Genomic DNA, 13,633 nt, shown 5'->3' with positions numbered 1-13,633 from the left:
TGACCCTGCTGCTGCCCGGGGTGGGGCTGGAGGGGCTGCTGCGGCTGATGGGGCTGCTGCCGGGGCTGCGCCGGCCCGGCGAAGGGCATCCGCAACTGGGCCGTCGTCTGCGGGTCCTGGGGACCGTCCGCGTGGCCGCCGTACGGAGGGGCGGCCGGGCCGGGGTGGTCGTCGACGCGGTACTCACCGGTCTCGTCCACACCGTCGTCGCCCGCGACCGGGATGGTCCACTGGCTGGTGTGCACGGGCCCGCCGGCGCCGTCGTCGGACGGAGCGGGCACCGGCCAGTCGTCCACCGGCTCCTCGGCCGCCGGAGCCGGCCAGTGGCCGGTGTGCGGCGGGTGGTGGCCCTGCTGGTCCTCGGCGGGCACCGGCCACTGGCCGGAGCCGTAATGCGGATCGTGGTGGCCGCCGTAGAGGTAGCCCCCGTCGGCCTCGGCGGTGGTCCAGTGCCCGGTCATGCCCTGGTCCTGGGGCGCGCCCTGGCCATGGCCGGACGGCTGCCAGTGGCCGCCCTGGGACGGGTCACCGTGCCCGGTGTCCATGGGCGGGGGCGCGTAGCCCGTGCCGGGCGCCGCGAGCGGGTCCCAACGGCCGGAGGGGTCGGTCGGGTCCGGGTGGGCGTAATCGGGCGGCAGTTGGACGAAGGCCGTCGACTCGGCGTCGTACTCCGGGCCGTGCGGCATCGGCTGCCATCCGCTCCCCGGCTCCGGCCGGTGCGGCTGCTGTTCATCACTCACGCGAGTGCCCTCCCCAGTGCTCGGCGGGCCAGGGCTGCCACGGTACGCCTCAGGTGGATCGCGGCAGGCGGCAGGGGGACCGGCTCGCCGCCGTCCTGCGGGGGCAGCGGATCGGGGATGCACGCGGCGGCGACGTACTCGCCGAAAGCGGTCGTGACCTGCGGGTCCAGATGGCCGCGGTCGCCGTCCCAGTCGATGAGCGAGGCGACCCAGCGCTCGGCCTCCAGGGGGCGCAGCGGCATCGGCGCGACCGCGCCGACGGCACAGCGCACCCCGCGCCGCGCGGGGTCCAGGACGAGGGCGACGGAGGCGGTGGACCGGCCGGGCCCGGTGCGCCCGGTGGCCTTCAGGAAGGTCTGCGGGGCGTGCAGCAGCGGAACCCGGACGAATCCGACGAGTTCACCGGGGCGCAGCAGATCGACCCCGGCGAGCAGATGACTGACCGGGATCTCGCGGCGGGACCCCTCGGGCCCGGCGATGATCACCGTGGCCTCCAGTGCGGCGAGCACCGGCAGCGCGTCGCCGGTGGGGGCGGCGGTCACGATGTTGCCGCCCAGGGTGCCGGCGTTGCGGATCTGCGGGGGCCCGGCGGCGCGCGCGGCCGCGGCCAACGCCGGGATCAGCGCGGCGAAGTCGGGGCGGCCCATCCGGGCGTGGGTGAGTCCGGCGCCGAGGAGGGCGTGCCCGTCCAGATAGCGCCAGCCGCGGATTTCGCTGATCCGGCCGAGGCCGACGAGCGCGGCGGGCCGCAGCAGGCCGGAGTTGACCGCGGCCATCAGATCGGTACCGCCCGCCACGGGCACGGCGGCGGGCATGGCGGCCAGTGCCGCCACGGCCTCGTCGAGCGTGCCCGGCAACGTCACCGTGTGTGCCGCCTGCGGTGCGTGCGTGGTCAACCCAGCTGCCCCTTCCCCGGTGTCCCGGCTGTTGCGCCGTACGGTACGTGCTGACAGCCCGGACGTGGCAACTCTGGCACATCTTGCGAGCCCGCCGTCGCGGGGGTCCGTGATCCGTGGATCCGTCCCTGACCTGGGGGATGGTACGGGTTTCTTACGACGTCTCCGCCGGGAGTGGATTGCCACGTTTCAGGGACCCTTGTGCGATTTGGGCTTGCGCCGGTGGGACTACGCTCCCAGGGGCGGCGGAGCGCGGTGCGCACCTTACGGGCGGCTCACACGATCGGGGGCGCCCCCTCGCGCGGGCGTCCGAGAAGGCCGGGGCGCCGCTGCCAGGGAAGCGGCCCGGCGGGCGGGCGGTAGCTCACGCCGAGCGCGTCCAGGCGCGCGTAATGTGCCTCCATGCGCCCCTGGAACGCCTCGAAGTCCCGTTCGGGGGAGGGTGGCAGCGCCGACCAGACGACCTCGGCGAAGGCGGCGAGCCGGGGGAAGGCCTGGTAGTCCACCCGCCGGCGGTCCTCCATCACCTCCGTCCAGACATTGGCCTGGGCGCCCAGCACGCGGTCCGCGTCGGCGCCGGTGAGCTGCGGGGGAACCGGTTCGAAACGGTAGACGTCCTCCAGGGTGCGGACATAGCCGATCGGCACCGGCTCGTCCTCGCCCGGGGCCTGCCGGTGGTCGAAGTACACCTGCTGCTCGGGGCACATGACGACGTCGTGGCCGGCCCGCACGGCGGCGATCCCGCCCGCGTAGCCGCGCCAGGAGGAGACCGCGGCGCCCTCGGGCAGCGGGGCGTCGGGCGCGCCGCCCTCGAGGATCTCGTCCCAGCCGATCAGCCGGCGCCCGCGCTCGGCGAGCCAGTGGCCGAAGTGGCGGATGAACCAGCTCTGCAGCTCGTCCTCGTCGGCGAGGCCCAGGGCCCGGATGCGCTCCTGGGCGGCCGGGGACGCCTTCCACTGGTCCTTGGGGCACTCGTCGCCGCCGATGTGGACGAAGCCGCCGGGGAACAGCTCCAGGACCTCTTCCAGCACATTCTCGTAGAAGCGGAGCGTGTTGTCGGTGGGGGCGAGTACGTTCGGGTTGATGCCCCAGGTGGTCCAGACTCCGAGGGAGGCGGTGTCGATGACGTCGGTGTTGCCCAGCTCCGGGTACGCGGCGATGGCGGCCTGCGAGTGTCCGGGGATGTCGATCTCGGGCACGACGGTGATATGCCGCTCGGCGGCGTAGGCGACGATCTCGCGGATGTCGTCCTGGGTGTAGTGGCCGCCGTGCGGCCGCTCGTCCCACAGCGGGGACGCCCGGTGGCCCAGCTTGGTGCGCTCGCGCCAGGCACCGACCTCGGTCAGCCTCGGGTAGCGGCGGATCTCGACACGCCAGCCCTGGTCGTCGGTGAGATGGAAGTGGAACACATTGAGCTTGTGGGCGGCGAGCAGGTCCAGATAGGCCAGAACGCCGTCCTTGGGCATGAAGTGGCGGGCCACGTCCAGCATCAGCCCGCGCCAGGCGAACCGCGGCGCGTCCTCGACCGTCCGCTCCGCCAGCTCCCAGCCGGTCTCCGCGCCCCTGAGCGGGGCGCGGCGGAAGGCGTCGGGTCCCAGCAGCTGACGGAGGGTCTGCGTGCCCCAGTGGACGCCCGCGGCCGTGCCGCCCGCGATCTCCACCCGGCCGTCGGCCACGGTGAGCCGGTAGCCCTCGGGCTCCAGCGCGGCGTCGATCCGCAGGCTGATGGTGTCGTCGCCGCCGGGCTCACCGTCCGGCAGGGACAGGCCGAGCGCCTGGCCGAGGGTGGTGCGCAGCAGCCGCGCCACCCCCTCGGTGCCGGGCCCGGCGGCCAGGGCGGTGCGCCGCGGGTGGATCCGCGCGCCCGCGCGGCCGGGACGGCTCTGGTCATGGCGGGGCGCGGGGATCAGCCCCGCGGCGTCGTGAGTCATCTGCTCCCCTGTCGGCCCCTCGTCAGCTGTCGGCCCATCGTCGGCTCTTGCCGGTCCTCGTCGTCCTCGTCGGTCCTCGTCGTCCTCGTCAGTCCTTGACCGCGCCGCCGAGCCCGGAGACCAGCCGGCGCTGGACGAGCACGAAGAAGATCAGCACGGGGATGGTCATGACGGTGGACGCCGCCATGATCCCTCCCCAGTCGTTCCCCTCGTCCTTGAAGAAGACCAGCAGCGCCATCGGAAGGGTGGAGTTCTCGGTCGCGCTGATGATGAAGGACTTGGCGAAGAGGAAGTCGTTCCAGGCGGAGATGAAGGAGAAGACGCTCGTCGCCACGAGTCCGGGGAAGACGAGGGGGAAGAGGATCTGCCACAGGAAGCGGGAGCGGCTGGCCCCGTCCAGATAGGCCGCCTCCTCCAGCGCCTCGGGCACCGCCTTGACGAAGCCGCGCAGCATCCAGATCGCGAACGGCAGCGAGAAGGCGATGTGCGGCAGGATCAGCGACCCCAGGGTGTTGAGCCCCACCCCCGGCACCGACTCCCCCAGATCGCGCATCAGGAAGAACATGGGAATGGTCAGCGCCTCGATCGGCACCATCTGGGCGACCAGGAACATGATCAGCAGCGTGGTGCGGAAGCGGAACCTGAAGCGGGCGACCGCCGTGGCCGCCAGGAAGGCGATCAGCGCCGAGGCGACCACCACCACCCCGGCCACGAACAGGCTGTTGAGGAAGTAGCGCCCGAAGTCCTCCTGCTGGAAGACGCGCCGGAAGGAGTCCAGCGACGGGGACCCCGTCCACGGCCGGGGCTCGGTGGACTGGATCTCCCCCTCCGGCTTGAAGGCCGAGAGCACCATCCAGTACAGCGGGAAGGCGACCACGGCCGCCACGACCAGGGCGGTGGCCTCGGCGGCGAAGCGCCAGGGACGGCGGATGCGCAGCGAGACGCGCGAGTGGCTCACAGTTCTTCTCCCTGGCGTCGCAGCAGCCGCAGATAGACCAGCGTGACGGCCAGCAGGATCAGCAGCATCACCACGCCGATCGCCGAGCCCAGGCTGTACTGCGAGGACGCGAACGCCTTCTGGTACGCGTACACGTTGAGCACCATGTTCTGGCCGGCGATCCCGCCGCCGTTCGTCATCACGTAGATCTGCGTGAAGACCTTGAAGTCCCAGATGATGGACTGGATGGTCACCACGACGAGGATCGGCCGCAGCATCGGCGCCATGATCGTGCGCCAGATCCGCCAGGTGGAGGCGCCGTCGAGGGCGGCGGCCTCCAGCACCTCGGTGGGGATGGCCCGGATGCCCGCGTAGACGGTGACCATCACGAACGGGAACGAGCACCACACGACCTCGAACAGCACCAGGGCGAAGGCGCTGTAGCGGTCGTAGGTCCAGGAGTAGTTCTCGAAGCCGGAGAGGCCGAGCCACACCAGGACCTTGTTCACCGGCCCGAAGTCGGGGTCGAAGAGGAAGACCCAGACCGTCGAGCCGGTGATCGCCGGGGTGGCCCAGGCGCCGAGCGCGGCCAGCATCAGCGCCAGCCGCGGAAGGGCCCGTACGCGCGTCAGCAGCACCGCCAGCGCACAGCCGACCGCGAGGGTGGACACCACGCAGACGGCGGCGAAGAGCAGGGTGGCGACGGCGACGTTCCAGAACTCGCTGTCGCCGAACAGCTCGGCGTAGTTGGCGAACCCCTGGAAGGTGGTCGGTTCACCGCCGCTGACCTGCGCCTGGGTGTACTCCAGGAAGGAGATCAGACCGAGCTGGTAGATGGGGTAGACGAGCAGCCCGCCCAGGACGACGAGCGCCGGGGCGAGATAGAGCCAGGGGGTCCAGGTGCCGCGCCGTGAGCCCTTCCCGGATCGGCGCCCGGCCGGGACGGTGGATCCCGGCCGGGACCGGCGGCCCTTGGCGGGGGCTCGCCGGGCGTGCTGTGCGGTGCCGGCGCTCACTGCTCGAATGCCTCGTCCATCTTCTTCGCGGCGTCCTGGGTGGCGGCCGGCACGCTCTTACGGCCGCTGACGATCTCCTGGAACATGGTGGGCAGGACGAGCTGCGCGTCGATGGCCGCCCAGCCGGGCGAGGCGGGCACGAACTTGGCGCTGTCGTTGAGGGTCTTCACGAAGGGCTTGACGAAGGCGTCCTCGTGCGCGACGTCGCCGCGCACATCGGTGAAGGTGGGCAGGAAGCCCATGGCGTCGTAGAGCTCGCGCTGGGTCTTCTTCCCGGCGAGCGTCTTGAGCAGGTCCACGGCGATCGTGCGGTGCGAGGTGCTCTTGAGCACCCCGAGGTTGTTCCCGCCCGCGAAGGCCGGTGCGATGTCGCCCTTCTTCACGCCCGGCAGCGGCACGACCTTGTACTTGCCCTTGGCCTTGCCCGCCTCGATGGCCTGGCGGCTGAAGTCGCCGCCGATCGCCATGGCCGCCTTGCCCGAGGCGAACGCCTCGACTGTGTCGTTACCGCCCCACTGGGCGCACTTGGCGGCCGGGCAGTTGTCGTTGCCGAAGAGCGAGGTGTACGCCTTGACGCCCTTCTGGGCGTCGGCGCTGTCGATGGCCGCCTCGTACTCGTTGGAGCCGAACTTGCCCTTCTCATCGGCGAGGTCGCCGCCGTTGGCCCAGATGAAGGGCATCGCGCCGTAGGTGTAGGCGCCGCCGACCGCGAGACCGTACAGATCCGGCCGTTCCGAGCGGATCTTCTTCGCGGTCGCAATCAACTCGTCCTGGGTGGCCGGCGGCTCCAGGTCGAGCTCCTTGAAGACGTCCGTCCGGTAGTACAGCGCCCGTACGCCGACGAAGAGCGGGGCGCCGTAGACCTTGCCGCCGATGGTCAGCGAGTACTTCGCGGTGGGGTCGATATTGGTCGAGTCGACCCAGGCGCCGAACTCCTTGCTGATGTCCAGCAGCCCGCCGTCCTTGACATAGCCGGCGGTGTCGGTGTTGCCGAACTCGATGACGTCGGGAGCGCTCTTGGGGTCGTTGAAAGCCGCCTTGATCTTCTGCGCCCGGGTGTCGACGGGGATGTAGGTCACCTCGACGTCGGTTCCGTCGTGCTCCTTCTCGAAGCCGGCGACCGCCGCGTCGATCACCTTCTTCTTGGGCGCGTTGTTGACCTCCTGGAAGAGCCAGACACGCAGCTTGCCGCTCTTCTCGTCCTCCTTGGAGCTGTTGTCGGAGGTGGAGGGGGCGCATCCGGTCACGGCCAGCCCGGCCAGGGCGAGTGCCACCACGGGCACGGTGACACGGGAGGACAGCCGGGAAACGGAGAAATGGGACGACTTCATAGGGACCCTTAACCATTTGGCGTTGCAAGTAATGCAACGCATGTTTCGCTCAGCACAATATGCGTGAGGCTAGGGAACCTTGAGCGACCCCACAAGAGGTCTGAACCACTCGGCGAGAAAACGAACCGAGCCACTCCGCGACAAAAGGAACTTCGCGCTAGCGACGCGGCAACTCCTCGCCCGGATAGGCGGGTTCAACATACGGCACGGCCTCTACCCGCGCACCCGCTTCCGCCAGGCGCTCGACCACCCGGTCCCAGTCCGGCCAGGTCTTCCGGAACCGCTCCAGAACGCGGTCGCTGGCCACCAGCACCACGTCGGCGCCCGGGTCCTCCGCCCACTCCAGGAGTCTGGGAAGGGTCGGCTGGGCGACCGACATCACGCAGCCGCCGGAGAGCCGGTAGCCCCGCTCGGCAGCCAGCCGCCCGCACCGCTCCAGCTGGGCGTCCCAGTCCTTCTCGAACTGGCAGTAGGCGCTGGCGCCTTCCGCTTCGGGCTCGTCGACCTCACGCGCCCCGAACACCAGATAGGCGGCCCGCGCCGCCCCGTTCTCCGTACGCCCGCTCATGGGCCGACCCTACTGGGGCCGTCCGGCGCGCGGCCGGGCGTGCCGTCTGTTCGCGCGAGGCTTGTCGTCAGCGCCCAGGGCCGACGGACCGGCTACTTCTTGCCGTCGCCGTCCTTGCCCTTGTCGCCGCCGGCGCCCATGCCCTCGAAGATCTCCTTGCACATGGGGCAGACCGGGTACTTCTTCGGGTCACGACCCGGGACCCAGACCTTGCCGCAGAGTGCGACGACGGGAGATCCGGAGAGGGCGCTCTCCATGATCTTGTCTTTCTGTACATAGTGGGCATAGCGCTCGTGGTCGCCGTCACCGTGCGACACCTGCGGTGTCGGCTCAACGAGGGTCCCCGTGCCTGCCCCGCGCTCGGGCTCAAGAGTGCTCATACAGCCCTAGGGTACTCATGCCTAGTTGAGAGAAGGGTCGTCCGGATACGTGGCGACCATGGCCAGCTCACTGCGCTGGCGGCGCAGCACCGACCGCCACAGCCGCTCGGGGGCGGGCGAGGACACATCGCCCGGCTCGGACTCCACCACGTACCACGCGCCCTCGGCGAGCTCGTCCTCCAGCTGACCGGGCCCCCAGCCCGCGTAACCGGCGAAGATGCGCAACGAGCCCACGGCCGCCGCCAGCAGCTCCGGCGGCGCCTCCAGGTCCACCAGGCCGATGGCGCCGTGCACTCTGCGCCAACCGAGTGGCCCGTCCTCACTGCGCGCCGAGGACCGGCCCGACTCGCCCGGTACGACGGCCACACCCAGCGCCGAGTCCAGCGAAACGGGACCGCCCTGGAAGACCACCCCCGGCTCTCCGGCCAGCGAGGCCCACGACTCCAGGATGTCGCTCACCCCCACCGGGGTCGGACGGTTCAGGACCACGCCGAGCGAGCCCTCCTCGTCATGGTCGAGGAGGAGCACCACCGCACGGTCGAAATTCGGGTCAGCAAGCGCCGGTGTCGCGACAAGCAGCCGTCCTGTGAGCGAGGACACCTCGGTCATGGCCACATGATCCCCCATATCCGGGCCGGAGGGGGAGTGGAAGTCGACTCCCGTATGAGAGCAGGTCGGGGCGCAAGACAGCAGATGCGGCGCACGTGACCGTGGGCCCTCCGGCCGAAACGGAACGTGTTGTGTCGCCTACAGGGTGACGCAAAGGGTGCAAGAGCCTTACGGAGGCGGTCTCCGGGGCTATTACTCTTGCCCTTTGGCCCTTGTGCCTTTTGGCCCTTGCCCGTCTCAGGAACGCGAGACCAGATGACCCGCTCGAACGATGTCCTGCTCGTCCATGGCGGCACCCCGCTCGAAGGCGAGATCCGTGTCCGCGGCGCGAAGAACCTCGTGCCGAAGGCCATGGTGGCCGCCCTGCTCGGCAGTGCGCCCAGCAGGCTGCGCAACGTCCCCGACATCCGCGATGTGCGGGTGGTGCGCGGGCTGCTGCAGCTGCACGGCGTGACGGTGCGCCCCGGTGACGAGTCCGGTGAGCTGGTGCTCGATCCCACGCATGTGGAGAGCGCCAATGTCGCCGACATCGACGCGCACGCCGGTTCCTCGCGCATCCCGATCCTGTTCTGCGGCCCGCTGCTGCACCGCCTCGGCCACGCCTTCATCCCGGGCCTGGGCGGCTGTGACATCGGCGGCCGACCGATCGACTTCCACTTCGACGTGCTGCGCCAGTTCGGGGCGACGATCGAGAAGCGGGCGGACGGCCAGTACCTGGAGGCCCCGCACCGGCTGCGCGGCACCAAGATCCGGCTGCCCTACCCGTCGGTGGGCTCCACCGAGCAGGTGCTGCTGACGGCGGTGCTCGCCGAGGGTGTGACGGAACTCTCCAACGCGGCGGTCGAGCCGGAGATCGAGGACCTCATCTGCGTACTGCAGAAGATGGGCGCCATCATCTCCATGGACACCGACCGCACGATCCGGATCACCGGTGTCGACCAGCTCGGCGGCTACAACCACCGCGCCCTCCCGGACCGCCTGGAGGCCGCCTCCTGGGCGAGCGCGGCGCTGGCCACCGAGGGCAGCATCTATGTGCGCGGCGCCCGCCAGCGCGAGATGATGACCTTCCTGAACACCTACCGCAAGGTCGGCGGCGCCTTCGACATCGGTGACGAGGGCATACGGTTCTGGCACCCGGGCGGCAAGCTCAACGCGATCGCCCTGGAGACCGACGTCCACCCCGGCTTCCAGACCGACTGGCAGCAGCCGCTGGTGGTGGCCCTGACCCAGGCGTCGGGCCTGTCCATCGTCCACGAGACGGTCTACGAGTCCCGGCTGGGCTTCACCTCGGCGCTCAACCAGATGGGCGCGCACATCCAGCTCTACCGCGAATGCCTGGGCGGCTCCGCGTGCCGGTTCGGCCAGCGCAACTTCCTGCACTCCGCGGTCGTCTCGGGGCCCACCAAGCTCCAGGGCTCAGACCTGGTCATCCCCGACCTTCGCGGCGGCTTCTCCTACCTGATCGCGGCCCTCGCCGCCCAGGGCACCTCGCGGGTCCACGGCATCGACCTGATCAACCGCGGCTACGAGAACTTCATGGAGAAATTGGTCGAGCTCGGCGCCAAGGTAGAGCTCCCCGGCGGCGGCAACGCCGTGTAGAGCCTCCGTGGAGCCTCGTAGACGGGCCTTAGGGCCCGTAGAGCGCCAAGAGGGGCGGCCACCCTCACGGGTGGCCGCCCCTCTCATTCGCGGGGGCTTACTTGCCCTTGGCGGCTTCCTTGAGCTTGGAGCCCGCGGAGACCTTCACGCTGTAGCCGGCCGGGATCTCGATCGGCTCACCGGTCTGCGGGTTGCGCGCGGTGCGAGCGGCACGGTGGGTGCGCTCGAAGGTCAGGAAGCCGGGGATGGTGACCTTCTCGTCGCCCTTCGCGACGACCTCACCGGTCACCTCGGCGAGGGCGGCCAGCACGGCGTCGGCGTCCTTTCGGGTCACCTCGGCGCGCTCGGACAGAGCGGCCACCAGCTCACTGCGGTTCATGTTGTACTCCCGTGTTCATCTTGCCAATGAGGCGTGAGATCGAAGCCGATGCTGCCAGGGCCCTCGGACAGTCCCCGGACCCGGGTCTGCTGTTCAGACCCTCGCGCCCGGAACGCATCCTGCCCGCACCTGTGGCGGGAATGCCAATCCGGAGCCCTGGAGAGTCACACGAAAAGCGCCGTGGCGGTCGTTTTCCTGTCCGCCACCCTATGGCGGCTCCCGGGACCCCGGAGCGCGCGACGCGCCGTGCCCCGCCTAGACCGCAGTGGTACCGGTCACAGCGCGCGCCGCATCCCGCACGGCCCCGGCGACCGCCCCCGCGACCTTGTCGTTGAAGACGCTCGGAATGATGTAGTTGGCATTGAGCTCGTCGTCGTGGACGACGTCGGCGAGCGCACCGGCCGCAGCCAGCATCATCTCGGTGTTCACCGTACGCGACTGCGCGTCCAGCAAACCACGGAAAACGCCCGGGAACACCAGGACATTGTTGATCTGGTTCGGGAAGTCCGAGCGTCCGGTGGCGACCACGGCGGCGGTCTGGCGGGCGATCGCCGGGTCCACCTCGGGGTCCGGGTTGGCCAGTGCGAAGACGATCGCGCCGTCCGCCATGGCGGCCACGTCGTCGCCGGAGAGCACGTTCGGGGCCGAGACGCCGATGAAGACGTCCGCGCCCCGCACGGCCTCGCGCAGGGTGCCCGTGACGCCCTCCGGGTTGGTGTTGTCCGCGATCCAGCGCAGCGGGGACTCCGGGTCGGCGGAGACCAGGTCCTGGCGCCCGGCGTGCACCACACCGTGGATGTCGGCCACCACCGCGTGCCGCACGCCCGCGGCGATCAGCAGCCGCAGGATGGCCGTGCCGGCGGCGCCCGCGCCGGACATGACGACCCTCACATCCTCGATCTTCTTGTCGACCACCCGCAGCGCGTTGGTGAGGGCGGCCAGCACCACGATCGCGGTGCCGTGCTGGTCGTCGTGGAAGACCGGGATGTCCACGGCCTCGCGCAGCCGCGCCTCGATCTCGAAGCAGCGGGGTGCGGAGATGTCCTCCAGGTTGATCCCCGCGAAGCCGGGGGCGATGGCCTTCACGATCGCGACGATCTCGTCGGTGTCCTGGGTGTCCAGGCAGATCGGCCAGGCGTCGATGCCCGCGAACCGCTTGAAGAGGGCCGCCTTGCCCTCCATGACCGGCAGAGCGGCCTTGGGGCCGATATTGCCCAGGCCCAGCACCGCGGAGCCGTCGGTGACGACGGCCACACTGTTGCGCTTGATGGTGAGGCGGCGGGCGTCCTCGGGGTTGTCCGCGATGGCCTGGCAGACCCGGGCCACGCCCGGGGTGTAGACCATGGAGAGGTCGTCACGGTTGCGGATGGGGTGTTTCGACGACATCTCGATCTTGCCGCCGAGGTGCATCAGGAACGTACGGTCGGAGACCTTGCCGAGCGAGACACCCTCGATGCCCCGCAGCTTCTCCACGATCTCCTGGGCGTGCGCGGTCGAGGTCGCGGCGATGGTCACGTCGATACGGAGCTTCTCGTGGCCGGAAGCGGTCACATCGAGGCCCGTTACCGAGCCACCGGAGGACTCCACGGCCGTGGTCAGCTGGCTGACCGCGGTACCGCTCGCGGGCACCTCCAGCCGGACCGTCATCGAGTACGAGACGCTGGGCGCCGTTGCCATGGCCTGCTTCCTCTGCTTTCCCTTGTTCATGCTGTCCGGGCCTCGGGATGCCGGGCCACGTCCTCAGATGGTTACACCTACCTCTGGGTACGGGGTAACCCGGCCCGACTTTCGGACATATTGTTCTGACATAGCAGAGTGGGGTCAGGCGAGTGGAAAGCCCCACTCCTTCGCGGGAACGCCTGGCGAGGCGGGCCGTCCGCCGCAGCCGCCGCCCTAGGCTCTGGCGCGCTACAGCGTCAGAGGACGTCGAGGAAGAGACAACGAGGAGCGCGGGCATGGCTCAGGGCACCGTGAAGTGGTTCAACGCCGAGAAGGGCTACGGCTTCATCGCCCAGGAGGACGGCGGACCGGATGTCTTCGTCCACTACAGCTCGATCGACGGCAGCGGCTACCGCAGCCTGGTCGACGAGCAGCGGGTCGAATTCCAGATCGTGCAGGGCCGCAAGGGCCCCCAAGCGGAAGAGGTCCGCGTCCTGGGCGGCTGATACCGCCGGGAGCGGACCTCTCACGGAAGAGATGAAAGGTGGCACCGACCCGCCATGCTCGCCTCGCGGCAAGTGGTCGCTCGAAGCGACGAAGGTTGGGCCCGGGGGCTTGGATCGGGCCGGTGCCACATCAAGGCTAACAAACAGCCCCGGGAAGGGATTCCCCTCCCGGGGGTGGATTTTGGAGGCCGTCGGGGCACCTGGCGCTTGGGCGCACCGGGCACTTGGGTCCTCCGGCCGGGGGCACCTCCCAGCGGTGGCTGGGGGAGCCTGAGGCGCCCCGGCGGGGGCACCTCCCAGCGGTAGTTGGGGGAGAGCGAACCGAGCCTCAAAAAGGGGGGTCCCGCAGCAGGTCGGGGACGGCGTTGCCGTCCGGCTCGTCGCGGTCGCCCGAGATCACCGTCAGCCGCTGGGTGGCGCGGGTGAGCGCCACGTACAGCACCCGGAGCCCCGCCGGGGACTCGTCGGCGATCTCGGCGGGCGAGACCACGACCGTCGCGTCGTACTCCAGCCCCTTCGCCTCCAGGCTGCCCAGCGCCACCACCCGGTCGCCCAGGCCCGTCAGCCACTGACGGGCCTGCGCCCGCCGGTTCATCGCGACGACGACGCCGACGGTGCCGTCCACCTCGTCCAGCAGCCGGACCGCCTCGCGGCGCGCGGCCGCGCCGAGGCCGCCGTCCGCGCCCGGTGTGAAGCGTGGCGCCACGCCCGTGGAGCGGACCGCCTCGGGGGCGGGGGTGCCGGGCATGGCGAGGGTGAGGACCTTGGTGGCCAGTTCGGCGATCTCCGCGGGGTTGCGGTAGTTGACGGTGAGGGTGAAGCGGCGGCGCGGGCGGCTGCCCAGCGCCTCGTCCCGGGCCCGGCCCGCCTCGTCCGGGTCGGACCAGGAGCTCTGGGCCGGGTCGCCGACGACCGTCCAGGTGGCGTGGCGGCCCCGCCGTCCGACCATCCGCCACTGCATCGGGGTGAGGTCCTGCGCCTCGTCGACGATCACATGGGCGTAGTCGGCGCGCTCCCGCTCGGCCCGCTCCGCGCGGCTGCGGCGGGGGCTGACCCGGTCGGCGTACGTGGTCAGCTCGTCC

The 13,633-nt window shown here is 70.6% G+C and carries 13 protein-coding genes and 1 pseudogene; 2 read left to right on the top strand and 12 right to left on the bottom strand.

Annotated features, from left to right (window positions below):
• From GWI24_RS28630 to GWI24_RS28590, 9 genes and pseudogenes are all read right to left on the bottom strand, one after another.
• Positions 1-740, bottom strand: a pseudogene (locus tag GWI24_RS28630) (hypothetical protein); the annotation flags it as partial.
• Positions 737-1,636 carry a xanthine dehydrogenase family protein subunit M gene (locus GWI24_RS28625; RefSeq protein ID WP_138915390.1) on the bottom strand — a complete coding sequence of 300 codons (900 nt, stop codon included), beginning with the start codon at positions 1,634-1,636 and terminating at the stop codon, positions 737-739. The gene GWI24_RS28625 and the pseudogene GWI24_RS28630, both read right to left, overlap by 4 nt.
• A gap of 275 nt (positions 1,637-1,911) precedes the next feature.
• The gene (locus GWI24_RS28620; protein WP_210948781.1) at positions 1,912-3,567 is read right to left on the bottom strand and encodes a beta-N-acetylhexosaminidase; all 1,656 of its coding nucleotides are present in this window, start codon (positions 3,565-3,567) and stop codon (positions 1,912-1,914) included.
• An 88-nt stretch (positions 3,568-3,655) separates the two neighbouring features.
• Positions 3,656-4,525: a carbohydrate ABC transporter permease gene (locus tag GWI24_RS28615; protein ID WP_210948780.1), complete on the bottom strand. Its 870-nt coding sequence runs from the start codon at positions 4,523-4,525 to the stop codon at positions 3,656-3,658.
• On the bottom strand, positions 4,522-5,520 hold the full coding sequence (locus tag GWI24_RS28610; RefSeq protein WP_210948779.1) for a carbohydrate ABC transporter permease: 999 nt from the start codon (positions 5,518-5,520) through the stop codon (positions 4,522-4,524). The genes GWI24_RS28615 and GWI24_RS28610 overlap by 4 nt, the downstream gene beginning before the upstream one ends.
• Complete coding sequence (locus GWI24_RS28605; RefSeq protein WP_210948778.1) at positions 5,517-6,851, bottom strand: extracellular solute-binding protein; 1,335 nt, start codon at positions 6,849-6,851, stop codon at positions 5,517-5,519. Before GWI24_RS28605 ends, GWI24_RS28610 begins: the two co-directional genes overlap by 4 nt.
• 157 nt (positions 6,852-7,008) lie before the next feature.
• Complete coding sequence (locus GWI24_RS28600) at positions 7,009-7,419, bottom strand: recombinase family protein (protein WP_044574522.1); 411 nt, start codon at positions 7,417-7,419, stop codon at positions 7,009-7,011.
• A gap of 92 nt (positions 7,420-7,511) precedes the next feature.
• Positions 7,512-7,799, bottom strand: coding sequence for a DUF3039 domain-containing protein (locus tag GWI24_RS28595; protein WP_075200572.1), 288 nt, complete (start codon positions 7,797-7,799; stop codon positions 7,512-7,514).
• A gap of 21 nt (positions 7,800-7,820) precedes the next feature.
• Entirely contained in the window at positions 7,821-8,408 is a 588-nt protein-coding gene (locus GWI24_RS28590) for a YqgE/AlgH family protein (protein ID WP_044581864.1), read from the bottom strand.
• A 255-nt stretch (positions 8,409-8,663) separates the two neighbouring features.
• Here GWI24_RS28590 and murA point away from each other — a divergent pair, with 255 nt between their 5' ends.
• Positions 8,664-10,007, top strand: coding sequence for a UDP-N-acetylglucosamine 1-carboxyvinyltransferase (murA, locus tag GWI24_RS28585; protein ID WP_037954796.1), 1,344 nt, complete (start codon positions 8,664-8,666; stop codon positions 10,005-10,007).
• Between the two features lie 97 nt (positions 10,008-10,104).
• On the opposite strand, the gene GWI24_RS28580 is transcribed toward murA, so the two are convergent.
• Together GWI24_RS28580 and GWI24_RS28575 are read right to left on the bottom strand one after the other, a co-directional pair.
• Positions 10,105-10,386, bottom strand: a complete 282-nt coding sequence (locus GWI24_RS28580) for an HU family DNA-binding protein (protein WP_009717479.1) — start codon at positions 10,384-10,386, stop codon at positions 10,105-10,107.
• Positions 10,387-10,641: 255 nt separating this feature from the next.
• Positions 10,642-12,063 (bottom strand): NAD-dependent malic enzyme, encoded by a 1,422-nt coding sequence (locus GWI24_RS28575; protein ID WP_044574511.1) that lies wholly within the window; start codon positions 12,061-12,063, stop codon positions 10,642-10,644.
• A 278-nt stretch (positions 12,064-12,341) separates the two neighbouring features.
• On the opposite strand from GWI24_RS28575, the gene GWI24_RS28570 reads away from it, so the two are divergent.
• Positions 12,342-12,551: a cold-shock protein gene (locus GWI24_RS28570; RefSeq protein WP_020870916.1), complete on the top strand. Its 210-nt coding sequence runs from the start codon at positions 12,342-12,344 to the stop codon at positions 12,549-12,551.
• 328 nt (positions 12,552-12,879) lie between these two features.
• Here GWI24_RS28570 and GWI24_RS28565 read toward each other — a convergent pair.
• The coding region (locus GWI24_RS28565) for an ATP-binding domain-containing protein (RefSeq protein WP_210948777.1) at positions 12,880-13,633 on the bottom strand (754 nt) is incomplete at its 5' end.

Origin of the sequence: Streptomyces sp. MK37H, assembly GCF_018035285.1 — a bacterium.
Lineage (GTDB): Bacteria > Actinomycetota > Actinomycetes > Streptomycetales > Streptomycetaceae > Streptomyces > Streptomyces endocoffeicus.
This window is presented reverse-complemented; position numbering and strand designations above follow the sequence as displayed.

Bases quoted from the DNA above. Each gene is read 5' to 3' on its own strand.
- GWI24_RS28620 (WP_210948781.1), bottom strand. From the start codon at position 3,567: ATGACTCACGACGCCGCGGGGCTGATCCCCGCGCCCCGCCATGACCAG.
- GWI24_RS28605 (WP_210948778.1), bottom strand. From the start codon at position 6,851: ATGAAGTCGTCCCATTTCTCCGTTTCCCGGCTGTCCTCCCGTGTCACC.
- GWI24_RS28570 (WP_020870916.1), top strand. From the start codon at position 12,342: ATGGCTCAGGGCACCGTGAAGTGGTTCAACGCCGAGAAGGGCTACGGC.
- GWI24_RS28580 (WP_009717479.1), bottom strand. From the start codon at position 10,386: ATGAACCGCAGTGAGCTGGTGGCCGCTCTGTCCGAGCGCGCCGAGGTG.
- GWI24_RS28595 (WP_075200572.1), bottom strand. From the start codon at position 7,799: ATGAGCACTCTTGAGCCCGAGCGCGGGGCAGGCACGGGGACCCTCGTT.
- GWI24_RS28590 (WP_044581864.1), bottom strand. From the start codon at position 8,408: ATGACCGAGGTGTCCTCGCTCACAGGACGGCTGCTTGTCGCGACACCG.
- GWI24_RS28600 (WP_044574522.1), bottom strand. From the start codon at position 7,419: ATGAGCGGGCGTACGGAGAACGGGGCGGCGCGGGCCGCCTATCTGGTG.
- murA (WP_037954796.1), top strand. From the start codon at position 8,664: ATGACCCGCTCGAACGATGTCCTGCTCGTCCATGGCGGCACCCCGCTC.
- GWI24_RS28575 (WP_044574511.1), bottom strand. From the start codon at position 12,063: ATGGCAACGGCGCCCAGCGTCTCGTACTCGATGACGGTCCGGCTGGAG.